Below are 25,406 nucleotides of genomic sequence, written 5' to 3' on the forward strand. Positions count from 1 at the left end.
GCCAATCACTGGGTTTGCACCGGAATACCGGCCGGAATGCGGATTATAACCGTCGTACCCTTTCCTGGAACACTATTGTATTCCAGACCATACTGTTCTCCGTAAAACAATTTGATCCGTTCATTTATATTTCTGATACCATATCCATGTGTGCCGTTGGTATTGGACTTATGTGTCAAAATAGTCTTGAGCTTTTCAGGTTTTATACCGATGCCGTTATCCTGGACTTTAAGTGTTATGACACCCTCGGAGACATGACCGGTTATGAGTATGAGCCCGCTCCTGTCGTCCTTCTGCAGGATGCCGTGCAGCACCGAGTTCTCTACAATGGGCTGCAGTATTATTTTAATGGTTGTATATTGATAAACTTCTTCATCAATATGTACCTGGAAGTCAAAAATGTTTTCAAACCGCATGTTTTGTATTTCCATGTACATCTTCACATGCTCGATTTCATTTCTGATGGGAATTATATTGCTGCCCTTGCTCAGGCTCAGCTTGTAAAACCTGGACAGCGTCTGAACCGTGTCCGATATTTCAGGTACATTGTTATTTATGGCCGACCAGTTGATCATGTCCAGCGTATTGTATAAAAAATGGGGATTGATCTGTGCCTGGAGGGCCAGCAGTTCGGCATTCTTTGCCTCCAGTCCGATCCTGTACTGTTCATCTACCAGGAATTTAAGCCTGGCCGACATGCTGTTGAAGTTTTCAATAAGTTCCCCTATTTCATCGTTGCTCTTGGTGGTGATTTCTATATTAAAATCACCTTTTTTCAGGAGCCTTATATTTTTAAGCAAAAGGGAGATGTTTTTTGTAATTGAGGAAGAGATCACATATGCCAGGATATATGCTGCCGTACTGATGAGTAAAAACATCAGCAGCATCTGGTTTTGCAGCTCTTTTCCCACGGCGGTGATTTCACTGAACGGTGTGATGGAAACCAGAGTCCAGTCGGAGTTGGGAAGCTTCTGACAGGCAAGGATCACATGTTCCTTCCCCAAATCCCGGGTCCCGTAATACATTCCGTTTTTACTATAGTTCTCAAGATCACTGCTGTCTAATATCCAGTTGTTGTTGATCTTTTCGGAGGAAGAGGATATTATTTCATTTTTGGAGTTTTGTATATAGGTGACCGAGTTCTTGGTAGAGGATGCTTTCTTCAGTATGTCGCTCAAATTCTTTTCCAGTATATCTATTCTGACGAAGCCTAAAAAATTGAGATAATTGGATTTGTCCAATATGGCACTGACGGCTGACACACGTTTTATTTCCGAGTCGTCGGGTTTTGTTGTGTAGTCCTGCTCGGTTGTTTTCACCCAGATAACCTTTTTATGGTATTTTACAAAATCCTCATACCAGTCTGAATTTTTTGCATCCTGAAAACTCAGAAAGTTTACCTTTTCCGAGGAATACAGGAAATCATCCTTAACATACAGCTTGACATTGAACACCTCATCCTGGTTCTGGAAGGACCTCAGATAGCGGGAAAGGTCCTGCATGTCCAGCATCTGGGAAGGGATGTCAAGCTTGTCCGGTTCCTGGCTGATGGTGCTGTTAATCTTTTTATCCACGAGAAGAACATCTATTGTATTGATTATTTTATCTATTTTATATGATACGAACAGGCCGGATTGTTCAAAGGAATGCTTTGCCGAATAGCTGACCAGTGTCTCTATGGCATTGTATACCCTGAAGTTGGACATTATGGCGAAAACTCCGAAGGGCACAATGATCAAAAGCAGATAGGAGATCAGCAGCTTGTTTTTCAGTTTTATACCCGATAATTTCTTTAGAAAGTGCCGGATTTGAAAAATTTTTTTCATATTCGCATCTCCCTGTATTCGGATGGAGTCATATTTGTATGCTTCTTGAAAATCTTGGTAAAATAATTCTGGTCGGAGTAGCCTACCCTGGCAGCCACGTAGTACAGCTTTACGGTACTGTCCTCCAGAAGTTCCCTGGCTTTCTCCATTCTGAATTCGGTAATATACTGGTTCAATGTCTTTCCGGTTTCCTTTTTAAAAAGCACGCATAGATGGGAATGGCTTATATAAAGCTTATCGGATATGAATTTTATTGACAGCTCGGGATTTCCATAGTTATTCTCAATAATTTCATATATATCCGATATACACCTGCTGACGCCCTCCAGCATGGCAACTTCTGAAAAATAAGCCGCAGTGAAGTTCAAAACAAAGGTTTCAACTTCATCCATTGTTGTAAATTCCGATAGAGTTTCCCAGAGAATACTTTCGGAGCTTGCTGCCGAAAAAACGATTTTTTGCCTGGCAGCGTGATTCAAAAGGGAAAGGAGTATTTTAAAATACAAACTTTTTATATTTGGAATCAAGGCGTTTGCATGGGTTCTGATGGATCTCGACAGATCTTTCAGAAAAGCCAGGGCCCCGTCATTATCCCTGCTGACCAGCAAATTTTTAAATTCCTTCAATATTGAATCATTTATCTCAAAAGTCAGTGAGGGATCGACCTCCGATTTTGAAAATTTTCCATACCCTGCGAAAAACAGCTGCTGGGAGGCAATAACCGCCGTCTGGTAGGACAGGGATATCTTTTCCAATGTTTCCGCAACGCTCCCTATTCCTATGAATACAGGATATTTATCTTTTAATTTATTTATTATTTGTACGGATAAACCATTTAAAATATTTTCACTTAAAAGTCCGGCGTCCTCCAGAATAAACAGGAGCATTGTATTGGTATCCTTAAAGCCGGAGAAGGCATTTAGCCTGTTTTCCAGGAAGAAGTCATGGACCAGGTCCTGGAGATAGGGCTTCCCAAATCCCTTTACCGACAGCGAATTCCAGTCCCTTACGCCAAAGCTGAATATGAGAACGGCAAATCTTGTCCGGGGTGTTACCTGGATACCGGATACACTCAGCCATTTTTCCACCTGCGATATATCCGTATTCTTCTGGATTATTTCCATGGGAAAATTGAACTTAAGGATGTCCAGGCTTTCCTTTATGGTAAGGTCTCTTTTTAAATCCAGAGCCTGTTTTTCCTTTTCCAGGGAACACATGGAGACAGCCTCTGAAATGACTTGAGAAATCTCCTTGAGATTGATGGGTTTTTCGATATAGCTCACGGCTTTAAGGTGCAGGGCCGACTTAAGGTATTCCTTGTCGGAATAGCCGCTCATAAAAATAATCTTACAGCCGGGAAGCACTTCACGCAATTTGGTAGCAAGTTCGATTCCGTCCATTTTAGGCATGCGCACATCGGTCAGCAGAATATCAGGTTTGAGCTCCGAAGCTTTTTCGTAGGCGGCTGCTCCGTCGGCAGCCTGTTCAACAAGGTCCACACCCAAACTTTGCCAATTGAGATTTTTTATAAGGCCGTTCCTTACAAATCCTTCATCATCAGCGATTAGCAGACTGATCATTGAGTACCCTCCATTAGAACATATTTACAAAAATGCATTTGCAGTTTGTCTTTGGCCATATTCAGCAGGTTTACAGGCTATTAGTATAGCATTTTTCTATTTGCTTGAGAAGGAGAGCAGGGGCTGAATTGGATTTTTACAAACAATTTTACTAAAAATAAAACATTTGTCATGTATTACTGGCATCCATTGTCGTGTTAAATTAAATGTATAAAGCGAATAACGAATTATACAATGCATTGATCTTAGACACAACAGGAGGAATTATTAATGAAACTTATTCGTGATGTATTCCAGGATTTCAAAAAAAATAAAGTGATTTTATTTATGCTGATTCCTGCGGTACTGTACTATTTTATATTTATGTATGTTCCCATGGCGGGAATAGTCATAGCCTTTAAGCGCCTGGATTATGCCGCGGGAATATTCGGCAGTGACTGGGTGGGCTTTGATAATTTCAAGTTCTTTTTTATGTCAGGTCAGGCTTTCAACGTTACAAAAAATACATTTTTATATAATTTAGTATTTATTGTTGTCAACACATCATTACAAATAACGGTTTCTATTTTTCTATCGGAAATGAGAAACAAATATGTTAAAAAGACAACACAAACCCTGATGCTGATGCCTTACTTTATTTCCTGGGTAGTAGTAGGAGCTTTTATCTATAATATTTTCAACTATGAATTCGGAGCCCTGAATACTGTTTTGAAGTCACTTGGCCTTGAATCGGTGGACGTTATGGGAACAGTGGGTGCATGGAAGTATATTCTGGTGTTTTTTAATGCATGGAATGGTGTGGGATACGGAAGTATTGTGTATATGGCCGCCATAACCGGAATAGACAAGGAACTGTATGAGGCCTCTGAACTGGACGGCGCGAACATATTCCAGCAGATTTGGAGGATTACCATACCCAGCATCAAGCCCACCATTATCATAATGATCCTCTTAAATGTGGGATCGATTTTCAGGGGCAATTTCTCAATGTTTTATCAGATAATAGGGAATAACGGACTTTTGTTTAACTCTACCGATGTTATAGATACCTTTGTATTCAGATCGCTCATGAAAACTCAGGAGGTCGGAATGGCGTCGGCTGCCGGCTTGTATCAGTCGGTACTGTGTTTTGCCATCATTATGATTACCAATGGGATAATCAAACGTGTGGACAGTGAGTATGCATTGTTTTAAAAGGCTTCGCAGCTCGAACAGAATATCTATTGATTACATGGAGGCTTAAATGAGAATAAAAAGAGGTAAGGAACAACTGGTTTTTAATTTAATAAGTTATACAACTGTTATCATATTCACCCTTTTGTGTGTTATTCCCTTCCTGCTTGTCATATCAGGATCATTTACCGATGAGGGTTCAATACATGTGGACGGCTATAGATTTATTCCCAAGAAATTTTCTCTCAATGCCTATAGAGTGGCTTTCGCCATGCCTACCAACATAATCAGGGCCTACGGAGTAACCGGAACGGTTACTGTCGTAGGAACACTGGTGGGACTGTTTATAATCTGCATGACGGCATATGCGCTCCAGAGGCCCCAGTTCAAATACAGGAATGCCTTTGCACTGTATTTCTATTTCACAACTTTGTTCAGCGGGGGCCTTGTTCCCTGGTATATTCTAATGGTAAGATATCTTCACTTGAAAAATAATTATCTGGCACTGCTTTTTCCGGCTATGCTGACGGTATTTGACATCATTATCATGAGAAGCTTTATGAAGTCCATACCCGAAGCGCTGGCCGAGTCTGCAAAGATAGACGGAGCGGGGGAATTCAGGATATTTGCGCAGATATTCCTGCCTTTGTCCAAGCCCGCCCTTGCCACAGTGGGGCTTTTCATAGCACTGAGATACTGGAATGACTGGTACGCATCCATGCTGTTCATTACACAGAAAGAAAAGTACAGCTTGCAGTTCTATCTTTACAGTATGCTGACCCAAATGGAATTTGCGGCAAATGACGCCAAATCGGCAGGAATAGTTATGGAGCAATACCCTGCCGAATCCTTTAAACTGGCTATGACAATAGTTGCCACAGGTCCTATCCTGCTGTTATATCCCTTTGTGCAGAAATATTTCATTCAGGGTATGACTGTAGGTGCTGTAAAAGGATAAAGCCGGATTTTCCGGTTTATCATAAAACATATGGGTCTTTTCAGGATTATATTTTACCGCCTTGCTAGCGTAGCGTTAAATTTGTATTACTGAATTAACCGGCCCAGTGAAGAAAAATTAATAAGGGGGAATTATATGACTAAATATTTAAAGCAAATCAGTCTGATGCTGGTAATAGTAATGCTGGTTACAGCATTGGCTGGCTGCGGAAGCCCGGCAGCAGGTGACAATACCGCAGCAACCTCAACATCATCGCAAACCTCGGCTTCGGCAGAAAACACAGCTCCTGACATATCAAAGAAAGTGGAACTTAAAATATACTGTGTAGGAGATGCTTCACCGGGTGAAGGCTCAAATATGGTAAGAGATGCCGTTAATCAGGTTATAGAACCTAAAATAAATGCAACTATCAGCACTGAATACCTGCCATGGTCCGACTGGACCAATAAATACCAGCTGGTATTTGCTTCTGGGGAAGAGTTTGATGGCATATATACAGCCAATTGGGCATATTATCAGGCTCAGGCCACCAAAAACGGGTTTAAGGAAATTACAAAAGAGGATTTACAGAAATATGCTCCGGGGCTTTTGACAGATTTGCCTGAAATGGCGTGGGACCAGGCTAAAATCAACGGAAAAATATATATGATCCCAACCACCTTCAATGAATTCCCGACAGTTCACTTTGCAGTCAGAGAGGATTTAAAGAAAAAATATAATGTTCCCGATATTACCGACCTTGATACCTTTGGAGCCTATCTGGATGCAATAGCCAAAAATGAAAAGGGCATGGTGCCGCTTGATATTTCGGTAATGAACAACTACAGCGATCTCCAGCAGATATTTAATACTGAAAATGAATATGCGGTTGTAGGTAATGTTTCCGAGAGAAACTTTGTTTATAAAATAACCGATCCGGGAGCAGCCATAGTAAATGTATACGAAACACCTGAATTCATGGATTTTGCAAAGAAGATGTACCAGTGGAAGCAGGCGGGCTATTGGTCCAAAAATGCCATTTCCAATAAGACTCCAAATGCAACGGCCTTTGAAAACGGAAAATCGGCAGCACTGCTGACAAATGCCCTTCAGGCAACCAATTATTCCGAACAATGGCCGGTACAGCATCCGGGCTGGGAGATCCAGGTATATGATTCATCCCTGGGCAAAAAGCAGATCGGAACTCCGTATATAGGCTCGGGGCTGGGAATACATGCCACTTCACGGAATGTCGACAGGCTGCTGATGTTTGCCGAACTGGCCAGAACAGATAAAGAGTTGAACCAATTGTTATGCTACGGTATAAAGGATACCCATTGGGAACAGGTTGGGGAAGACCAGGTCAGATATATCAGAGGGAACACCAAGGTTGACTATACCGACGGATTGTCATGGTTCTTCAGAAATGAAAAGTTCCAGTTGAATCCCACAGGTGTTTACTCGAACTATGACCCAATCTTTGAAACTGCCAGGAAAAACCAGGTATTCCATACGCTGCAGGCTTTCAATTTTGATGATTCCAAGCTGAAAAACGAAGTTGCGGCAGTTTCAAGTGTAGTTACACAGTACGCCGTACCTATAATTACAGGCTTTATGGACCCTGAAACCGGAATCCCGACCTTGAATGAAAAGATGAAGGCTGCGGGTGCAGACAAGATAATGGCGGCAATCAAAGAACAGGCCGATAAATTTATAGCCGATAACAAATAAAATTATCCGAACAATACAAAATCTTTAAAAGCCTATTGATATAAAGCAATATATGTGCTAGAGTTGATTGTATTAAATTCTTCAATGTTAAAAAGTTTTCTTCAAAATTATATTTGATATTGGACAATGGAGTCTGGGTTAAAAATACCAGGCTCTTTTTTGTTGCCTTTTCTCTGTCTGACCGGGGCTTATGTTACCATATTTGAATTGCTGTTGCTCTGTCAAACAAAATGCATTTTGAGATTTTATTATATCTTAGTGAAAGGATAGTGAACTTTATGAATATTATTTGGAGTAAAACGATTAATCCCGGGGACAGATGGTCAGGAAACATCTGCAAGGGACGACTTGTAAAATTTACAGCATTGGAAGCAGGTGCGAACCTTGCCGTACTTATGTACAATTTCAGAAATCTGTCCGAGCATTATAATATGCCTGATACATTGAAAGCACAGCACACATTCTATCTGAAAAAAGGCTATGCCCTCATGAGCGATTGCGGACGCGCAATGGCCAGTATTGTCGAAGATGAGCTTGGTTGGCACGATTCAATATCCGGCTATACTACCAGAAAAATGACCGATGAGAAATATGGTTTAACAAACTATCAGAAAGACAGCAATAACTATTTTAAGTCAGGTCAGGAGAATTTTATCAATGAATTGACTAAAAACGGAATGAGTAAAAGAGACTTAATGCCTCCGATAAATTTATTTTCCAAGGTAGAAGCAGACCCGGCAGGAAATCTGGTTTACCATGAAAATCACTGCCCGAAGGAAGCTTCGGTTACAATCAGAACTGAAATGGATATCTATCTGGTGCTTTCCAATACTCCAAACCCATTAGATCCGAAAACCTTTTATCCTTCAGTGCCTGTACGTGTTGAAATACTACCTGCCGCACCTGTTGACGGGCTTGATTTCTGTGTTAATTTCATGCCTCAGACACGAAGGGCTTTTGAAAATACCTGGGAATATAATCTGTTATTGGGAATTTAAATTGAGGAGGATTTGGTTATGATAAAGTTTGATAAAGTAGAAAGTATGAAAAGCCTGGATGATATTGTTTATGACGAAATGATACCGGCAGGTGAAGGCTGGATGCATCCTCTCCTTAAGGGACAGGTGCTGAGAATTATTGATCTGGAAGGCAATCAGGGACTCGATTTCCTCTGTTATGATTTACATAACCCTGAAGACCACTATAGTGCGACTCAAACAATTATAAATCAGAAAAAGCTTTACATCAATACAAGTACGGTTCTTTTAACCGAATCGGGAAAACCGCTTCTGAAAATGGTTGCAGATACCTGCACCTGCCATGATACTATGGGAGGTGCCTGCGCAACAGAAAGCAATACGGTCAGATACGGACACCATACGCTTCATATGAAAACCTGCAGGGACAGTTTTATCATGATGATAGCTGAACATGCCGACAAATATTCGAAAGCAGATTTGGTTCCCAATGTCAATTTATTCGCACAGATCCTGGCTCTGCCCGACGGAAGCTTTGAATTCCTGGATGGGATATCGGAACCCGGTTCTTATGTAGAATTTGAAGCAATGAACGATACCATGATACTAATTAGTAACTGTCCACAAATAAATAATCCCTGCAGTGGTTATGCACCAACAACAAACAGGGTGGTTATCTGGGATAAATAAATGCAATAAAGATCTAAATAACGGTACAGGTATATCTCAGGGCTGTTATTTAGATTTTTTACAGAGTTCAATTTGTAGTCGAACTACAATTACCAATAAAAATATTGTTGTTCATTTATAATGAAAACACAATAAAGGTCAGTTATAATAGGTATATCAATTAAAGAAGCAAAGGCGCTTGGTGATTTCAAATCATTAAGCGCCTTTTTGCGTATATGCATATAATTGACTGCTGATACAAGAGCTGTTGAATATAACTGAGCAACGAACCGGATTTTTATACTTTTCGAAATAAGGTGATTGAATGGAGAACAATGTATTATCTGAGTTTTGTTGTATCAATCTGTTTTCAATTGAAGAACTGAAAGGCATTAAGATACTTGCAGGCAGCAAAAACATAACAAATAGGATCACGAGAGTTAATATTGTCGAAGTTCCCGACATTGATAACTGGGTTCATGAAAATGAGTTTTTAATAACAACCTGCTATCCTTATAAGAATAATTTGGATGAGCTGCTGAGGTTAATCCCAAAACTTGCTGAAAAAAAGGTCGCTGCTCTTGGTATAAAACCTAAAAGATTTATTGATACCATACCAAAAGAGGTTATTGATTGTGCTGAAGCACTGAACTTTCCATTGTTCGAGTTACCGCCTCAAACGACTTTTTCAAACGTGGTCAGAGAGGTAATGGAGCAGATCATATATGGAGAAACAAAATATCTCTCAATATTGCAGGAGAGAATTGAAACCGTATCAAAGAAAATCATTCAGGGGAATTCTCTTCAGGAAATTTTACAATTGATAGAGGAAATGATAAATAACCCGGTTTTTATTGTAAGTGACAGTGAATATTTTATAGTGACAGACACCACCGGTGAATTGGTCGAAACCAATAAGAGCCGGCTGAAGTGGGAAAATTTGAAAAGAATTAAGGACGAGAAACCTTCAATAGTTATGATTAATGGAGCAAATGTACGTATAAGGATATTCGAATTGGAGGATTCCCAGGCCCAAACTTTTGCAGTTGCCGTCCCTGAAATAAATTCGACCTGCAGCAGTGTGGATACGCTTACAATACGAAGATTGCTGAATCTGATCAGCCTGAAGCTTAAAACGGACAGTATTTATGTCAGCGTAGAATCAAAATATCTGGATCAGTTCATATATGACTGGATTTTTGGAGGAATACGTACCAGCAGAGATTTTCAAATGAGAACAAGATTATACGGTTATACTCTGCCTGATAATCTTAAATATAGAGTTGCAATTGTAAAGAACAACAATGAACAGGAAAGCTTTTACAACGATAAGAGTTTACTGTCACGCTTCAGAATTTATGAAGCGGCTATTGGAACCAAAACCTGGCTGACTATTTATGAAGGCAAAATTGTTGTGATAATTTCTTATAATCCAAAAGGTGAGCTGAGGGAACCGGAAATATTAAAGAACATCACTGCTACTTTATGCAGAGTTTCAAACAATGAAAAATTTTCGCTATGCATCAGCGATGATGTCTGCAATCCCTTGAACATACCAAAAGCGTTTGAAGAAGCAAAAAATATCTATTCCTCAAGCTGTATAAGCGGATGTTCCGAAGAAATAATCACCTGGGACAAGCTGGGGATATACTCCATACTGACATTATTGAAGCCCGGTACCAATATAAAAAAATTTTTATGCAGGAATATCGGTCCACTGATCAGGCATGACAGGGAACACAACACTCAACTGCTTGAAACACTGGAAACCTATTTCCGGTCGGGTAATAGCATTAAAGACACAGCAGCCAACATGTTCCTGCATTACAATACGATTTTATACAGGCTGGAGAAGATTAAAAAGCTTTTGAATATTAAACTGGAAAAAAATGAGGAGCTTTTGGAATTAAATCTTGCGGTAAAGCTTAATAGCATTCATATATGTAATTTTGAAGAAGAAATTTAACACCTGAAGAAAACATGTGGTTTGAGGAAAGGAGAAAATTTTATGAAAATGGTTAAGGCAATTGTCAGGCCTGAAAAGGCGACAGAAATACTTGATGAATTAAGCAATGCCGGAATTTCTTCGGCTACCAGAATCAGTATTCTTGGCAGAGGAAAGCAGAAGGGCCTCAAAGTAGGTGACGTATATTACGACGAAATCCCAAAAGAGATGATTATGCTGGTAATTTCCGAGGATGAAGTGGAGAAGGTAAAAAGTATTATCCTGGGAATAGCACGTACCGGTAAAAAAGGTTCCTTTGGAGATGGAAAGATATTTATCATTCCTGTAGAAAGCAGTATAACGATCAGCTCCGGTCTTGAAGAAAACTAATGGGGAGGTGATTCAGATGAAGCAAGTCATAACAATAATTCGTCCCAGGATGTACTATAAGACAAAGGATGCGCTTGTTGAGAACGGCTTCTATTCCATGATTGTCAAGGATGTTATCGGTAGAGGTAAAAAACCTGCGGAATTCAGTCTTGCAACAGGCGGAAAGGCAGACGGCAACACAGGTCATCCCTTTGTATCAAAGAAAATGATAGAAATTTTCTGTCAGGATGAGGATCTAAAGCTATTGGTAGAAATAATAAAAAAAGTAAACAAAACCGGAAAGGCCGGGGATGGAAAAATTTTTATAATCAATATCGATGACGGTGTCAGAATCAGAACGGGAGAAAAAGGAAACAATTCTCTGGTCTAACTAAATATCTAACTAATATAACAATGAGGAGTGACATTTATGAAAAAAACAAAAAAGGTGGTTTCATTACTATTGACTATTATTATGTTAACTGGTTTTGTTACCGGCTGCGGCAGCAGTGAAAGTAAGTCAAATACATCCGACTCGGCAGTTTCAGCAACAGGCATGAAAAACCCAACAGCTTCTTCAAAAACATACAAGCTTGGTATTTCAGCATATCCCGCTTTTTATACCTGGTATATACCTCAAGCAGAAAAATTCTTTGAAAAGAATGGCGTAAATGTTGAACTGGTATACTTCCCGGTTTACAGCGACAGCGTACAGGCTTTTAACAGCGGAAAAGTCGACATGATAAGCTTGGCCATACCGGATGCAATAGCACCTTACATCAGCGGTATAGAATACGAGACAGTATTGGTTCTGGACAATTCAAACGGTGCTGACGGTCTTGTCGGCAAAAAAGGCATAAACAGCATCAGTGACCTGAAGGGAAAGTCTGTTGCGACAGAATACGGTACGATAGAGCATTTCTTTTTGCTCCAGGCGTTACAGACGGCGGAAATGACAGAAAAGGATGTAAATTTTGTAAATCTGTCGATTTCTGATTCCGCCCCGGCTTTTATTGCAGGAACAGTTGATGCGGCCTGTTTGTGGGAACCGTCGCTAAGCAAGGCTCAGACCCTTGAAGGAAGTAAGCTTCTGTACAGCTCTGAAAATACTCCGGGTCTTATACCTGATGTATTACTGGTCAGCGGTGATATGGCAAGGAACAGTCCTGACGATATAGAGGCAGTTATCAATTCTTATTTTGATGGAATGGATTTTTACGTAGCAAATGAAAAACAGGCAATAGCAGATATGGCAAAGGGTGCCGAAATCACTGAAGATGAGATGAAGGTGGCAATGAGCGGTTCCAGGCTGTTTACGGTACAGGAATGTATAGATGCAATGGATCAAGAATCGGAATCCTATAGCTACCTGCCATATACAACCAATAGGATTGCAGAGTTTCTTCACAGTGTAAAAATGATAGATTCGGTGCCTGATGATACTAAGAAGATGTTCAACAGTACATATTTGAAAAAAGTACTTGAAAAAAGAGGGTCAAAACCTGTACCTGACACAAAAAAATAATCCGGCCCGGTGAAGGAAGTGAAAAACTATGAATAATTTGTTTAGAATCAGAAAGAGCATTGACCCGAAACTATATTTTAAAATAACCCTATCATCATTTATTATACTGATTATAATATGGCAGGCTTTATGCAGTTTCAAAATTGTGAATGGTATTTTCCTTTCTTCACCGTTTGAGGTATTAAAGTTCCTGGTAAATGATATCACTACCGGCAGCATATGGGAAAATCTTTATATCAGTTGCTACAGAATTTTTATGGGCTTCCTGTATGCTGCCGTAATAGGTGTACCGATAGGTATTCTGGTTGGCTCCTTCAATGTTTTTGAAGCATATATCCAGCCAGTGATGGAGTTTATGAGATACCTGCCGGTTCCGGCTTTTATTCCACTAATTATGATCTGGGTGGGTATTGGTGAAGGTGCCAAAATCGCGGTTATTTTTCTGGGGACCCTGTTCCAGCTTATTCCGATGGTGGCAGATGATGTGAGAAGTGTACCCGAAGATTATATAAACGCGGCATATACACTTGGAGCCAAAAGAATCGGCGTACTGTTCAAGGTTATGATACCAGCCATGCTTCCACGAATGATGGATTCATTAAGAATGATGATGGGATGGGCATGGACTTATCTGGTGGTCGCTGAGCTTGTGGCAGCAAATTCGGGTCTTGGCTATACCATCTTGAAAGCTCAGAGATACCTGAAGACATCTGCTATATTTTCGGGAATCCTGGTAATCGGACTTCTGGGGCTTATCATTGACAGATCTTTTGGTTTGATCAGCAAACGCTTATTTCCATGGGCAGATGGGGGGATAAAATGATGCTTTTCAAAAAGAAACAGGAAACCATTACGGATGATAAAGCCGGAAACAGGCTTGAAGCAAGAGTTTCCAGGAGCAAGATATATGGTAAGGGCGTAACCAGGATATATAAATCCAAGAAACAGGATATTCTTGCCATAGACAATGTGGATTTCGAAATTCTTGATAACGAATTTGTGAGTATCGTTGGTCCTTCGGGCTGTGGAAAATCAACTCTTATAAGAATGATAGGAGGATTGGATGATATCACATCAGGTTCTATCATTCTAAACGACAGAATATTGGACGGGCCCGGAGCAGACAGGGGAATGGTTTTTCAGACCTATACCCTGTTTCCCTGGATGACGGTTGAAGAGAATATCCGGTTTGGCCTGAAAATAAAGAAGATGCCTGTAAAAGAGGCTGACAAAATTGTGGACAAATATCTTGAACTGATCGGGCTGACTCAATTCAGAAAATCCCTGCCAAACCAGCTGTCGGGTGGAATGAAGCAAAGGGTTGCAATTGCAAGGTCTTTGGCAAATAATCCTGAAGTACTTCTTATGGATGAGCCCTTCGGAGCGCTGGATCCTCAGACAAAAGCCAATATGCAGCTTTGTCTGAGACAAATATGGCAGGTGGAAAAGCCTACAATTATATTTATAACCCATGATATAGAAGAAGCCGTATTTTTATCGCAAAGAGTTTATGTAATGAGCTCCAGACCAGGCAGAATTATTGCGGATATACCGGTTTATCTTGATCATAAGCGAACCCTGGATATTAAGGATACGCCGGAATTCATACGCATAAGGAAAAATATCAACACTATGCTACACAGCGGGTTGGATGAAGACGAACTGTAATTCATCACAAATGAAGGAGGAACAGCAGTATGTTCAGGAAAGTTTTAATTGCAAATCGCGGCGCTATTGCGGTACGAATAGAAAAAACCTTGAAGAGGATGAATATAAAATCTGTTGCTGTTTATTCAAAAGCGGATCAGGACAGTCTGCATGCAGACAGAGCGGATGAGGCGATAAATATCGGTGATGGCCCGGTTAAGGAGAACTATTTAAATGCAGATTTATTGATAAAGATAGCAAAAGAGACAAAGGCCGAAGCAATTCACCCCGGTTATGGTTTTTTAAGCGAAAACAGTGATTTTGCCAGAAAATGTGCCGAAAATGGCATAGTATTTATCGGACCAACTCCAGAGCAAATGGAAATTTTCGGCCTCAAGCATTCGGCAAGGGAAATTGCGTTGAAAGCAGGTGTTCCGATGCTGGAGGGGACAGGTCTCCTGAAAGATGTTGAAGAGGCGGCCGCTGTTGGGAAGGAATTGGGTTACCCTGTAATACTCAAGAGTACGGCAGGAGGTGGAGGCATAGGAATGCGTGTCTGCGATGATGAGAAAGCTTTACGGGCTGCCTATGATTCCTGCAGGTATTTAGCAGAAAATAATTTTAAGAATGATGGCTTGTTTTTGGAAAAATATCTTAAAAAAGCCCGTCATATAGAAGTACAGATTTTCGGAAATGAGTACGGAGAAGTGGTTGCTCTTGCAGAAAGGGACTGTTCGGTGCAAAGGAGAAACCAAAAAGTCATAGAAGAATGTCCTGCCCCGGGAATATCGGAGGAAACGAGAAAACTGATGATGGAAGCCGCAAGAAATCTGGCTCTGGAAGTTGGCTACAGAAGTGCGGGCACTGTTGAATTCTTATATGATACCGAAAGCAGCAAATTTTATTTTCTTGAAGTAAATACCAGGTTGCAGGTTGAACACGGAGTAACCGAAGAAGTACTGGGGATCGACCTCGTTGAGTGGATGATAAAAGAAGCGGCAGGCAAACTTAAAAACCTGGCTTCACTTTTTGGTAAACCCTCGGGCCATAGCATTCAGGCAAGGATTTACGCCGAAGATGCCCTGAGAAATTTTGCTCCCAGCGGGGGTAAAATCGACAAAGTATTTTTTTCGGAGCTTTCAAGGGTTGAAACCTGGATACAGGATAATACGGTTGTTTCTCCATTCTATGATCCATTGCTGGCCAAGATCATAGTAGGAGCAGATAACAGAAAAGACGCCATAGAAAAGCTGAACAGCGTTATCAATGAGACAGGGATCTATGGTGTGACCACCGGTCTGGACTATATAAAAGAAGTTATTAACACCGAAACATACTCATCAGGTGATTTATATACACATATGCTTGATCAGTTCACTTATAGGGAACAAAAGCTTGAAGTTCTGGAAGGTGGAATTCAGACAACAGTTCAGGACTATCCTGCCAGATTGGGTTACTGGGATATAGGAGTCCCGCCAAGCGGGCCGATGGACAATTTTGCCTTCCGGATCGGTAACAGGATATTGTGCAATAAGGCTGATGCAAGCGGAATTGAATTTACACTTAAGGGCGGTAAATATAAATTCAGGGATTTTGCAGTCATATGCCTGACCGGTGCAAATATGAATCCAAGGCTGGACGGTAACCCCATTTCAATGTATGAACCGGTAAAGGTTGAAGCAGGTCAGATCCTTGAGCTTGGAGAGGCTGTAAACGGCATGAGGTCATATTTATTGGTAAAAGGAGGGTTCAATGTTCCCAGGATAATGGGAAGTGCAGCAACTTTTACCCTTGGCGGCTTTGGAGGCCACAGCGGAAGAACCTTGCGCACCGGAGATCTGATACATATTAATAAAGCCGGGAATGATAAATGCCATTCTTTTGATAAGAAAACCCTCCCTCAATACGGTGAGGTATGGGAGATCGGAGTAATACCGGGACCACACTGTACCGGGGAATTTTTAAAGCTGGAATATCTTGAACAGCTGACCTCTGCGGAGTGGAAGGTGCACTTCAACAGTGACAGGACAGGTGTAAGGCTGTTGGGCCCAACTCCTTTATGGAAGAGGGAGGATGGCGGAGAGGCAGGCCTTCACCCCTCCAATATCCATGACACAGCCTATGCGGTCGGAACAATCGACCTGACAGGTGACATGCCGATTATTCTCGGGCCGGACGGACCGAGTCTAGGAGGGTTTGTATGTCCTTGCACCATTCCCTCGGCAGAGCTTTGGAAGACCGGGCAGTTAAGACCGGGAAATACTGTAAGATTTAGATTGATTTCATTAGAAACTGCCGAAAGCCTTAGAAACAGTCAGGAGATATTCCTTGAAGGAATTACTGCTGGAAAAAGAAGCAGTCTGCCGGTATTAAAACATGAAAGCGGGCTTGACAATACCTATCCGGTTTTGGTTAACCTGAGGGACAACAGGCAGGATGCCTTGGTTATCAGGTGTGCCGGTGACGAGTATATGCTTGTTGAATATGGTGAAATGGAAATTGAATTAAGACTCAGAATAAGGGTACACGCATTGATGGAGTTGATCAAGGCCGACAGCGGTATACCGCTGATTGATGTAACCCCCGGTATCCGTTCACTGCAGATTCATATAGACTCAAGAAAAATGTCGATCAGGAAACTGGCAGAAAAAGTAGTGGAATTGGACAGCCGCATCAAAAATCCTGACAGCTTTAAAGTGAAATCAAGAATCATAAGGATGCCTCTGTCCTGGAACGATGCCAGTGCACAGCTAGCAGTCGAGAGATATTATCAGAATGTAAGACCAAATGCACCATGGTGTCCAAGTAATATTGAATTTATCAGAAGAATAAACGGATTGGAGAGTACCGAAAAGGTCAGGGAAATACTCTACTCTGCCACATATATAGTTATGGGCCTTGGTGATGTTTACCTGGGGGCGCCGGTATGCATACCTCTTGATCCCAGACAAAGGCTTGTAACTACAAAATACAATCCGGCCAGGACCTGGACTCCTGAAAATGCCGTGGGCATTGGCGGTGCGTACATGGGCATTTACGGTATGGAGGGGCCAGGAGGATACCAGCTGGTGGGAAGAACCATTCAGACATGGAATCCGGTACGGTCAACCAAAAACTTTGAAAAGGGAAAACCATGGCTGCTGAACTTCTTTGACCAGATACGCTTCTATCCGGTAACCTCCGAAGAACTGCTGAAAATCAGAGAAGATTTCCTGAGAGGGCGTTATGAAGTTCAGGTTGAAGAAACGGAATTCGATTATGGAGAGTATTTGAAATATCTCAAATCAATTGAAACCGGGACAAGGGTATTCAAAAAACAGCAGATATCAGCCTTTAATGCAGAAAAGACCATGTGGAAGGAAAATGGTCTTGACGAATTTGTTTCCCCACATGGAGAGACGGAAGCAAAAGTAATAGATATTCCTGAAGGTGCAACGGCGGTAAATTCAAATATGCCGGCCAGCGTGTGGAAGATATTGGTCAAACCCGGTGATAAGGTAGAAAAGGGAGATGTGCTTATTGTTGAAGAGAGCATGAAAATGGAATTTGAACAGGTTACACCCTGCGATGGAGTTGTCTTGAATATTTATGTTAAAGAGACTGAGGAAGTAGTCGGCGGGCAATTACTGGTGACTATTGGATAGGAGGAATTGTATGCAAAAAAAAGATATAAGCAAAAAACTTACAATTTCTTATTTAAAAGATGGCTATAAGAGAGGTGTTTTCAGCCCTGTGGATGTCTGCAGTGAGATTATTAAAAGAGTGGAAAACACGGTAGAAATGAATATTTGGATTAAAAAGCCTTCTATGGATGAAATAAAGCCATATTTAAATAAGCTGAAGAAAATGGATAAAAATCTTGCACCACTGTGGGGAATACCCTTTGCCATTAAAGATAATATCGATCTTGAGGGAATTCCTACCACGGCTGGCTGTGAGGAGTATAAATATACGCCGGGGGAGAGTTCGGACGTAGTGAGGCTGCTGCTTGAGGCGGGCGCTATACCTCTGGGAAAAACAAATCTGGATCAGTTCGCAACAGGGCTTGTGGGGACCAGAAGCCTGTTCGGTGAGACCCACAATTCCCTGAAGGGTGAGCTTATAAGCGGAGGTTCAAGTTCAGGCTCTGCAGTAAGCGTTGCAATGGGACAGGCGGCTTTTTCACTTGGAACCGACACTGCAGGCTCGGGCAGAGTGCCTGCCGCTCTCAATAATCTTGTGGGGCTGAAATCCAGTATGGGCGCATGGTCTACCAGGGGAGTGGTACCTGCCTGTGCTTCATTGGATTGTGTTACTGTATTTACACACAATCTTGAAGATGCCATAGCTGTGGACAGAGTAGTGCGGGTGTTTGACAGCGAAAACCCATGGTCAAGGCCTTCAAAACCCATATACAAAACTATTCCCGAAAAAATTTGTATACCTGCCGGAGACCTTGAGTTTTTCGGTCCATATGAAAAAGGCTACAGAAAAAAGTGGAAGACCGTAATTGATAAAATCAAACTGCTTAACATTCCTGTTGAATTCATTGATTACTCACTTTTTTCCGAAGCTGCCTCAATCCTGTATGATGGCCCATGGATAGCCGAAAGATGGGCATCCTTAGGAAGCTTCATTGAAAAGAACAAGGGTGAGGGTATGGTCAAGGTGACAGAAGCCATACTAAAGAGCGGAGCTAAAAATGACCTCAGGGCTGATTCGGTATTTAAGGCAATGCACAGGTTAGGCCAAATTAAGGTTATGGTAAAAAAATTACTGCATAATGCAGTGCTTGTTCTTCCCACAGTTGGAGGAACCTATACAAGGGAGCAGGTTAATAGGGATCCCATAAAAACAAACAGCAACCTGGGACTATATACAAATCATTGTAATCTTTTGGGTTTAACTGCTCTGGATTTTCAGGCAGGATGGGTTGAAGAAGGTGTTCCCTTTGGTGTGACAAGCTTTGCTCTTGATAATTGTGAGGGCTTTAATTTTGGTATTGCCAGCCTGTATCAGTTGAACGATTCCGAGGAGGAAATCACCAATATAGCTGTTTGTGGTCTACACATGAGAGGTTTCCAGCTTGAGCCCCAATTAACCACCCTAAATGCACATTTTGTAAAAGAAGCAAAAACCGCACCGGTATACAAATTGCTCAAGCTGCCGACAACTCCTTCAAAACCGGGCCTTGTAAAAGTTCCATCCAATGGCGGAAGCATTGATGTGGAATTATGGAGTATACCTACCAAAAATCTTGGTTACTTTCTGAACTGCATAAAAGCACCGTTGGGTCTGGGACTGGTACAACTGGAAGATGGGCAGGAGGTTATAGGCTTTATTTGTGAAGGCTATATGGAAAAATTAAGTGAGGACATAACAAAATACGCAGGCTGGAGAAATGCGGCAGCAATAAATTAATGGAGGTGGCAATATGAAACAGATTTGGAATAAGAAGCTGCTGCCCGGGGAAAAATGGTCGGGCAATATAGGAAGAGGAAAGTATATTCACTTTAAAGCACTTGGGCCTGATGCCAATGTTTCAATGCTTTTGTATAATATGAGGGATACCTCGGAACGTTATAATATGCCCGATACACTGAAGGCACAATATACGGCTCATCTCAAAAAGGGAAATATTCTGATGAGCGATAACGGAAGAGTCCTGGCCAGCATAGTTGAAGACAGCCTTGGCTGGCATGATACCCTGTGCGGTTATACCTCCCGTAGACTCACCGATGAAAGATACGGATCGACAAATTACCAGAACTGCAGAAACGAATGGCTGAAAAGCGGTGAAGAAAACTTTTTGGTTGAGCTGGTTAGAAACGGAATGGGAGCCCGGGATCTTGTACCTTGTGTCAATGTCTTTTCAAAGGTCTATTGTGAGTACGATGGCAGCATGCATTATGAAACAGGTCATTGCAAGGAAGGTTCAACCTTTACTCTCAGGACGGAAATGGATATAATTATTATCCTGTCAAATACACCAAATCCGCTTGATAAGAGAAAAACCTACCCATCCGTATCTGTTATGCTGGAGGTTTATGATGCACCGGCCGCTGATCTGCAGGATGAGTGTGTCAATTTCAGGCCGGAAAACTACCGTGCTTTTCAGAATACCTGGGATTATTATAATCTGATGGGTTTATGAACATGGTACAAAAAGGAGGAGGGAAAAATGAACGGATTTGTAAGAAAAGAAAGCATATTGAAACTTGTAGATGCCATATATGATTATACATTACCGGCCGGAGAGGGCTGGATGCATGAACTGAAGCCCGGACAAATCTTCCGCATAATTGATCTGGAGGGAAATCAGGCAGTTGACACCACCTTTTATGACATGACGAATCCTGAAGATCACTACGGAGCAATTGCAACAATCACCGCCCAGGAGAACATTTATCTGACAACCGGAAGCATATTGAGAGCAGAATCCGGAAAACCTCTGTTTGAGATTGTTGCGGACCTTACCGGCAGACATGATACCATAGGAGGTGCCTGTTCATCCCAAAGCAATACTGTCAGATATGCAAGAGAAAAAATTTATATGCACAACTGCAGGGACAGCTTCATGCTGCAGCTGGCTAAAAAACCTGCAGGACTTGCTAAAAGAGATCTGGCACCCAACATAAACTTTTTTATGAATGTTCCTGTTACAAAAGATGGAGGTTTTAAATTTGACGACGGAATATCAGCACCGGGCAATTATGTGGAGGTGAAAGCCCTGGAACATACCATGGTACTTATTAGCAATTGTCCTCAGCTGAATAATCCCTGTAATGCATATAATCCTACTCCGGTAAGATTATTAATCTGGGATTAATTAATTCTATGTGTTATGTGATATATGATCAATAAAACAGCTTTTCAACTCTTTGGCTGTAAGAAACCCGGAGGAAGCAGCGGGCCACAAAAAACGCAGCGGCATTCAGTATGCCGCTGCGTTTTTTGTTATATAGCAATATAAAATAACTGAATTTTTTGTAGAATAAAAGATTTCCATTTTAATAATTATGTAATATAATATTAAAAGATTGTATTAATTTGGCATAGCTGCGTTCCTTCATTCTAACTAGCAATAGATCTGGACTATACGGCGAATGATAATTGGAGTATGGAGTAATTTGCTTTAAGGAAGTGAGTTTAACTTATTTATCTTGATGTGATTTTCTTAATTAATGTTACAGTTGAAAAAATAAGTTAGAAAAATATTCTAAATCACGAACTAATAGAATACATATTACATTAGATAAATCAAAAGAGAGACACAACAGCAAAAGAGAGGAGTGGAGGGAAAATGGTCGGGAATGTAATAGAAAACAACGTAGTGACCATTTCAGGAAAAGTTGTATCAGAGGTTGAATATAGCCACGAGGTATATGGTGAGGGCTTTTATTCTTTTTATTTAGAGGTACCCAGGCTAAGCGACAGCAGTGATAAAATATCTGTTACATTTTCAGAACGTCTTGTGCCAAAGAACAAACTGCAAATTGGTGTTTCATTGGAAATAGAAGGTCAGTTCAGATCCTATAACAGTTACAAAAGTGATTCAAATAAGCTCGTTCTGACGGTATTTGCCAGAGAAGTGATTTTTACAGATGAGGAAAAACGGATCAAAAATCCAAACCAGATATATTTAAACGGATATATATGCAAAAATCCCATATACAGGATGACTCCGTTTGGAAGAGAAATTACCGATATCCTGGTAGCTGTAAACAGGCCCTACAACAAGTCGGATTATATCCCATGCATAGCCTGGGGGAGAAATGCAAGATATTCCCAGAATCTCGCCATCGGGGACAATATCAAGATTTGGGGAAGAATTCAGAGCAGAGAATACCAAAAGAAACTTGAAAACGGTGAAACTGTTTCCAAGACTGCCTATGAAGTATCCGTTTCAAAAATGGAAATATCCGAAGAGGCTCATAGTGAAGAGATCCATAATGAAGAGGTTCACGATAAGGAAGAAGTGAAAGACATCCAGGAAGAAAATGAGCAGTAGGATTATAAAAATTGAAGAATTGTACATAAAATAACACCTCAGTTGGAACAGCAACTGAGGTGTTTGTTATGAACTCCGTCTGACAAGATATCTCCAGCCTTTCATCAGAAAGGGCATCAGGTGGGCATCCAGTCCGAAAGCTCTTCCGGCTCCTGCCAGCATGGCTATCTCAGCAGGTATCAGCCACCAACTGGTTTCATACAAGCCGGTGGAGAGCAGAAAGTTCACATTTAGGGCCAATGCCGCCAGCGCTGCCAGGAAAGTGAAGGTTCCTGAGAAAAAAGCAAGTCCCAGAGCTATTTCAGCCAATACGATCATTACTTGAAAAAGCAGCGCATTGGGGATTACCAGGCTGTTTGCTATCCAGGCATACCAGCCGGGAGTATGGGAGGAAATTATACTGAACACCTTTTCTCCCGTCTCGGTCACCGAAGCACTGGAGGCTGCGTCAACAGGCAGACCGGCCAGCATGGGCTTTGCCAGCCAGCCCTCATTTATCTTATTGTAGCCTTCCATGAACCAGGTATACCCCAGAAACAGCCGCAGGGGCACCAGCCAGAAGGCAAGTGTCCTGAAGGTGTAGTGATATTCCAGGAAATTGAGCCTGTGCCTTTTGTGCAGCAGTTCATGGCTGAGATATTTGAATACCAGCTCAAAGCCTCCGATTCCAAATAAATAATGAATGTTAACCATATATTTCATGACTATTGAAAGCCATATGGGGAATATTTTACCCATTATCTCGCTGACGGCAAAATTGCTTCCTATTGACACCATTACCCCGTGGAGCTTTGGCTCCAGCCTGGTTTTATCTTTGTCTCTGATGTCTGCCAGAATATTTTTTCCGGCATTTTTTCCGGTCTGCACTGCCGATTCTACAAGAGGGGGAAGTACTTTATCCTCATAGGTAAATGCGCTGACATCGCCTATGGCATAAACATTCTGCAGGGTGGTTCTTGTGTATTCATCGACTACCAGCCTGGAGGTGCGGTTCTTTTCAAGGTCAATGCTGTCGGTCAGCGAAGAGGCTTTGATCCCGGCTGTCCAGATAAGAGTGCGTGTATTGATAACCCTTCCGTCCTTGAGTTCCACCCTGTCAGGCTCCAGCTTTGTTATGGCACTCTCCAGCAAAACGTTGACCTTCAGTTTGTCTGTAAGGTATCTCATGGAGGCGTCTATATTTTTATCCTTAAGTATATTCAGTATTTTAGGCAATGCTTCAATTAAATACAACTGAACCTCATTGCGGTCAATGTGGAACTGGGTGCAGAGCTTTCTAACCCACATGCCCAGCTCTCCGATCATTTCCACCCCTGTAAAGCCTCCGCCGCCCACAACGAAAGTCAGGAGGGCACTTCTCCTGTCTTTGTCCTCCTCCTGGGCGGCTCTTATAAAACAGTCATATATCTGTTCCCTCACTGCGATAGCATCCTTATAGGACCAGAGGGGGAAACAGTTTTCCTTCATTCCCGGAATGCCGTAATAGTTTGGTTCACTGCCAAAGGCCAGCACCAGATAGTCATATTTATATTGCCTGTCTTCAGAGCTTACAGTGTTGTTTTTGAAATCAAAACCAACTATTTCATCCTTTATTATGTGAACATCGGTATAGTGAAAGATGTCCCTTAAGGGGACTGTGACGCCGTCTTCGGCAATCCTGTTTCCCGCCACCTCGTGAAGCTCGGTCAACAGGGTATGGTATGAGTTTTTATCTATTATGGTTATTCTGATATCATCATCTTTCTTTTTTTTCTTTTGCAGGTACAGCGCGGTTTCAATGCCTGCATAGCCCGCACCGGCAATAATGATATTTCTCGACATAAGAGTATCAGCAGCCTTTCTGGAGTGATTTTATTTCAAACTGTCTTTTCCGGTAAAGTTATAAAAATAGCAATTCAAGGGAAAAATTACTCAATGTAATGAACTTATATATAGGATGTATTAATTAGTGGAATTGTATTCAAACAAAATCACAGGTATATGGATTGAACAGGATTATTTCAAAAAAGAAAGCGGTGGATATACCTATGTTGAAAAAGGGAGATGTTATATTAGTTCTGTTGATTGTATTTGGAATATGCCTGTCGGTCATAATCAGCGGCGGGAACAATTCCGACAGCCTGGCAAGCTGGAATAATGCAGGCAATCCCGGTAAGGAGGAGGTTTATGCAATTATAAAGCAGGATGATGAAGTCATAAAAAGCATAAACCTGACAAAGCTGAAAAAAAGAGAAGTAATAAAAGTTTCAGGGCAGTATGATGAATTTATCGTTGCAGATCAGAAAAAAATCTGTTTCATGTCGGCCGACTGTCCCGACAGGCTTTGCGTAAAAACGGGATGGATAGACAAGCCTGGACAAATAGCCGTTTGTCTTCCGAACAGAACTCTGATAAAAATAGTTGGAAATAATGATAAGTCTTTGGACGGTGCAGCAAGATGAAAATGTATCTAAAAGGAAACATCGATATAAAGAAATTAATTTATTTATCCTTGTTGGCGGCCCAGGCTGTTCTGTTGTCGGTTATAGAGACACAGCTGCCTGTTCCTGCCGGAGTTCCGGGGATCAAGCCCGGCCTTGCCGGTATTGTTACAATTGTCAGTCTGGTATTCTTCAGCTTTTCAGATGCTGTATTGATTATTCTTATTAGAAGTGTCATATCCTCATTATTTATGGGAGGCCCCGTAATGTTTATGTTCAGTATTTGCGGAGGGATACTCAGTGCGGCGGTTATGTGGATCATGTTAAAGTATGTCCGTAAATTCTTCAGCTTTACGGGAATCAGCATTGCGGGAGCAGTTGCCCATAATACCGGACAGATAGCAGTTGCATGCTTTATAATGAGTGATCTGTCCGTTGCCGCATACCTGCCTGTGCTTCTGGTTTCAGGAATTCTGACGGGAGGTTTTATGGGCATTTGCGGTACTTTTATGATCAAAGCACTAAAAAAACTTAACCTGATCGAATATATATAAAGGATTTACACTGAGGCTTGTTTAATTTAATATATAAAATGATATAATAAATCACGATTTGAC

21 protein-coding genes are annotated in these 25,406 nt (G+C 41.4%); 18 read left to right on the forward strand and 3 right to left on the reverse strand.

Annotation, left to right across the window (positions count from 1 at the left end; genetic code table 11):
- Positions 1-5 precede the first annotated feature (5 nt).
- Positions 6-1,826, reverse strand: a complete 1,821-nt coding sequence (locus T344_RS0125155) for a sensor histidine kinase (protein WP_027631000.1) — start codon at positions 1,824-1,826, stop codon at positions 6-8.
- Complete coding sequence (locus T344_RS0125160; RefSeq protein WP_027631001.1) at positions 1,823-3,406, reverse strand: response regulator; 1,584 nt, start codon at positions 3,404-3,406, stop codon at positions 1,823-1,825. The genes T344_RS0125155 and T344_RS0125160 overlap by 4 nt, the downstream gene beginning before the upstream one ends.
- 270 nt (positions 3,407-3,676) lie before the next feature.
- On the opposite strand from T344_RS0125160, the gene T344_RS0125165 reads away from it, so the two are divergent.
- From T344_RS0125165 to T344_RS0125240, 16 genes are all read left to right on the forward strand, one after another.
- Positions 3,677-4,600, forward strand: coding sequence for an ABC transporter permease (locus T344_RS0125165; protein ID WP_051572263.1), 924 nt, complete (start codon positions 3,677-3,679; stop codon positions 4,598-4,600).
- 49 nt (positions 4,601-4,649) lie between these two features.
- The gene (locus T344_RS0125170; RefSeq protein ID WP_004630486.1) at positions 4,650-5,537 is read left to right on the forward strand and encodes a carbohydrate ABC transporter permease; all 888 of its coding nucleotides are present in this window, start codon (positions 4,650-4,652) and stop codon (positions 5,535-5,537) included.
- 135 nt (positions 5,538-5,672) lie between these two features.
- Complete coding sequence (locus tag T344_RS0125175) at positions 5,673-7,247, forward strand: ABC transporter substrate-binding protein (RefSeq protein WP_027631003.1); 1,575 nt, start codon at positions 5,673-5,675, stop codon at positions 7,245-7,247.
- Positions 7,248-7,525: 278 nt separating this feature from the next.
- Positions 7,526-8,245, forward strand: coding sequence for an urea amidolyase associated protein UAAP1 (locus T344_RS0125180; protein ID WP_027631004.1), 720 nt, complete (start codon positions 7,526-7,528; stop codon positions 8,243-8,245).
- Positions 8,246-8,263: 18 nt separating this feature from the next.
- Positions 8,264-8,914: a DUF1989 domain-containing protein gene (locus T344_RS0125185; protein ID WP_027631005.1), complete on the forward strand. Its 651-nt coding sequence runs from the start codon at positions 8,264-8,266 to the stop codon at positions 8,912-8,914.
- A gap of 304 nt (positions 8,915-9,218) precedes the next feature.
- The gene (locus tag T344_RS30105) at positions 9,219-10,859 is read left to right on the forward strand and encodes a PucR family transcriptional regulator (protein WP_051572265.1); all 1,641 of its coding nucleotides are present in this window, start codon (positions 9,219-9,221) and stop codon (positions 10,857-10,859) included.
- Between the two features lie 42 nt (positions 10,860-10,901).
- A complete protein-coding gene (locus T344_RS0125195; RefSeq protein WP_004630347.1) occupies positions 10,902-11,228 on the forward strand; it encodes a P-II family nitrogen regulator in 327 nt (108 codons plus the stop codon).
- A 16-nt stretch (positions 11,229-11,244) separates the two neighbouring features.
- Complete coding sequence (locus T344_RS0125200) at positions 11,245-11,598, forward strand: P-II family nitrogen regulator (RefSeq protein ID WP_027631006.1); 354 nt, start codon at positions 11,245-11,247, stop codon at positions 11,596-11,598.
- 39 nt (positions 11,599-11,637) lie between these two features.
- On the forward strand, positions 11,638-12,732 hold the full coding sequence (locus T344_RS0125205) for an ABC transporter substrate-binding protein (RefSeq protein ID WP_027631007.1): 1,095 nt from the start codon (positions 11,638-11,640) through the stop codon (positions 12,730-12,732).
- 28 nt (positions 12,733-12,760) lie between these two features.
- Positions 12,761-13,555, forward strand: coding sequence for an ABC transporter permease (locus T344_RS0125210; RefSeq protein WP_027631008.1), 795 nt, complete (start codon positions 12,761-12,763; stop codon positions 13,553-13,555).
- Positions 13,552-14,400 (forward strand): ABC transporter ATP-binding protein, encoded by an 849-nt coding sequence (locus tag T344_RS0125215; protein ID WP_027631009.1) that lies wholly within the window; start codon positions 13,552-13,554, stop codon positions 14,398-14,400. Before T344_RS0125210 ends, T344_RS0125215 begins: the two co-directional genes overlap by 4 nt.
- Before the next feature lie 29 nt (positions 14,401-14,429).
- Positions 14,430-18,023, forward strand: coding sequence for an urea carboxylase (gene uca / locus T344_RS0125220; protein ID WP_027631010.1), 3,594 nt, complete (start codon positions 14,430-14,432; stop codon positions 18,021-18,023).
- A 10-nt stretch (positions 18,024-18,033) separates the two neighbouring features.
- Positions 18,034-19,779, forward strand: a complete 1,746-nt coding sequence (gene atzF / locus T344_RS0125225) for an allophanate hydrolase (protein ID WP_027631011.1) — start codon at positions 18,034-18,036, stop codon at positions 19,777-19,779.
- A gap of 13 nt (positions 19,780-19,792) precedes the next feature.
- A complete protein-coding gene (locus tag T344_RS0125230) occupies positions 19,793-20,512 on the forward strand; it encodes an urea amidolyase associated protein UAAP1 (RefSeq protein ID WP_027631012.1) in 720 nt (239 codons plus the stop codon).
- Between the two features lie 27 nt (positions 20,513-20,539).
- Positions 20,540-21,187 carry an urea amidolyase associated protein UAAP2 gene (locus T344_RS0125235; protein WP_027631013.1) on the forward strand — a complete coding sequence of 216 codons (648 nt, stop codon included), beginning with the start codon at positions 20,540-20,542 and terminating at the stop codon, positions 21,185-21,187.
- Positions 21,188-21,661: 474 nt separating this feature from the next.
- The gene (locus T344_RS0125240; RefSeq protein WP_027631014.1) at positions 21,662-22,369 is read left to right on the forward strand and encodes a single-stranded DNA-binding protein; all 708 of its coding nucleotides are present in this window, start codon (positions 21,662-21,664) and stop codon (positions 22,367-22,369) included.
- Between the two features lie 66 nt (positions 22,370-22,435).
- Here the strand turns inward: T344_RS0125240 and T344_RS0125245 are convergent, their stop codons facing one another.
- Positions 22,436-24,190 (reverse strand): NAD(P)/FAD-dependent oxidoreductase, encoded by a 1,755-nt coding sequence (locus T344_RS0125245; RefSeq protein WP_027631015.1) that lies wholly within the window; start codon positions 24,188-24,190, stop codon positions 22,436-22,438.
- A 206-nt stretch (positions 24,191-24,396) separates the two neighbouring features.
- Between T344_RS0125245 and T344_RS0125250 the strand changes: the two genes are divergently transcribed.
- Positions 24,397-24,810 (forward strand): NusG domain II-containing protein, encoded by a 414-nt coding sequence (locus T344_RS0125250; RefSeq protein ID WP_027631016.1) that lies wholly within the window; start codon positions 24,397-24,399, stop codon positions 24,808-24,810.
- Between the two features lie 2 nt (positions 24,811-24,812).
- Complete coding sequence (locus T344_RS0125255; RefSeq protein WP_242842143.1) at positions 24,813-25,343, forward strand: Gx transporter family protein; 531 nt, start codon at positions 24,813-24,815, stop codon at positions 25,341-25,343.
- Positions 25,344-25,406 lie beyond the last annotated feature (63 nt).

The sequence above is a fragment of the Ruminiclostridium cellobioparum DSM 1351 = ATCC 15832 genome, assembly GCF_000621505.1.
Classification (GTDB): domain Bacteria; phylum Bacillota; class Clostridia; order Acetivibrionales; family DSM-1351; genus Ruminiclostridium; species Ruminiclostridium cellobioparum.

What these genes read in the sequence shown, in the direction of transcription:
- T344_RS0125230 (WP_027631012.1), top strand. Translation starts at nt 19,793, where the DNA reads ATGAAACAGATTTGGAATAAGAAGCTGCTGCCCGGGGAAAAATGGTCG.
- T344_RS0125165 (WP_051572263.1), top strand. Translation starts at nt 3,677, where the DNA reads ATGAAACTTATTCGTGATGTATTCCAGGATTTCAAAAAAAATAAAGTG.
- T344_RS0125175 (WP_027631003.1), top strand. Translation starts at nt 5,673, where the DNA reads ATGACTAAATATTTAAAGCAAATCAGTCTGATGCTGGTAATAGTAATG.
- T344_RS0125245 (WP_027631015.1), bottom strand. Translation starts at nt 24,190, where the DNA reads ATGTCGAGAAATATCATTATTGCCGGTGCGGGCTATGCAGGCATTGAA.
- T344_RS0125185 (WP_027631005.1), top strand. Translation starts at nt 8,264, where the DNA reads ATGATAAAGTTTGATAAAGTAGAAAGTATGAAAAGCCTGGATGATATT.
- T344_RS0125195 (WP_004630347.1), top strand. Translation starts at nt 10,902, where the DNA reads ATGAAAATGGTTAAGGCAATTGTCAGGCCTGAAAAGGCGACAGAAATA.
- T344_RS0125255 (WP_242842143.1), top strand. Translation starts at nt 24,813, where the DNA reads ATGTATCTAAAAGGAAACATCGATATAAAGAAATTAATTTATTTATCC.
- T344_RS0125180 (WP_027631004.1), top strand. Translation starts at nt 7,526, where the DNA reads ATGAATATTATTTGGAGTAAAACGATTAATCCCGGGGACAGATGGTCA.
- T344_RS0125155 (WP_027631000.1), bottom strand. Translation starts at nt 1,826, where the DNA reads ATGAAAAAAATTTTTCAAATCCGGCACTTTCTAAAGAAATTATCGGGT.
- T344_RS0125210 (WP_027631008.1), top strand. Translation starts at nt 12,761, where the DNA reads ATGAATAATTTGTTTAGAATCAGAAAGAGCATTGACCCGAAACTATAT.
- T344_RS0125160 (WP_027631001.1), bottom strand. Translation starts at nt 3,406, where the DNA reads ATGATCAGTCTGCTAATCGCTGATGATGAAGGATTTGTAAGGAACGGC.
- T344_RS0125215 (WP_027631009.1), top strand. Translation starts at nt 13,552, where the DNA reads ATGATGCTTTTCAAAAAGAAACAGGAAACCATTACGGATGATAAAGCC.
- atzF (WP_027631011.1), top strand. Translation starts at nt 18,034, where the DNA reads ATGCAAAAAAAAGATATAAGCAAAAAACTTACAATTTCTTATTTAAAA.
- T344_RS0125235 (WP_027631013.1), top strand. Translation starts at nt 20,540, where the DNA reads ATGAACGGATTTGTAAGAAAAGAAAGCATATTGAAACTTGTAGATGCC.
- T344_RS0125240 (WP_027631014.1), top strand. Translation starts at nt 21,662, where the DNA reads ATGGTCGGGAATGTAATAGAAAACAACGTAGTGACCATTTCAGGAAAA.
- T344_RS0125200 (WP_027631006.1), top strand. Translation starts at nt 11,245, where the DNA reads ATGAAGCAAGTCATAACAATAATTCGTCCCAGGATGTACTATAAGACA.
- T344_RS0125170 (WP_004630486.1), top strand. Translation starts at nt 4,650, where the DNA reads ATGAGAATAAAAAGAGGTAAGGAACAACTGGTTTTTAATTTAATAAGT.
- uca (WP_027631010.1), top strand. Translation starts at nt 14,430, where the DNA reads ATGTTCAGGAAAGTTTTAATTGCAAATCGCGGCGCTATTGCGGTACGA.
- T344_RS0125250 (WP_027631016.1), top strand. Translation starts at nt 24,397, where the DNA reads ATGTTGAAAAAGGGAGATGTTATATTAGTTCTGTTGATTGTATTTGGA.
- T344_RS0125205 (WP_027631007.1), top strand. Translation starts at nt 11,638, where the DNA reads ATGAAAAAAACAAAAAAGGTGGTTTCATTACTATTGACTATTATTATG.
- T344_RS30105 (WP_051572265.1), top strand. Translation starts at nt 9,219, where the DNA reads ATGGAGAACAATGTATTATCTGAGTTTTGTTGTATCAATCTGTTTTCA.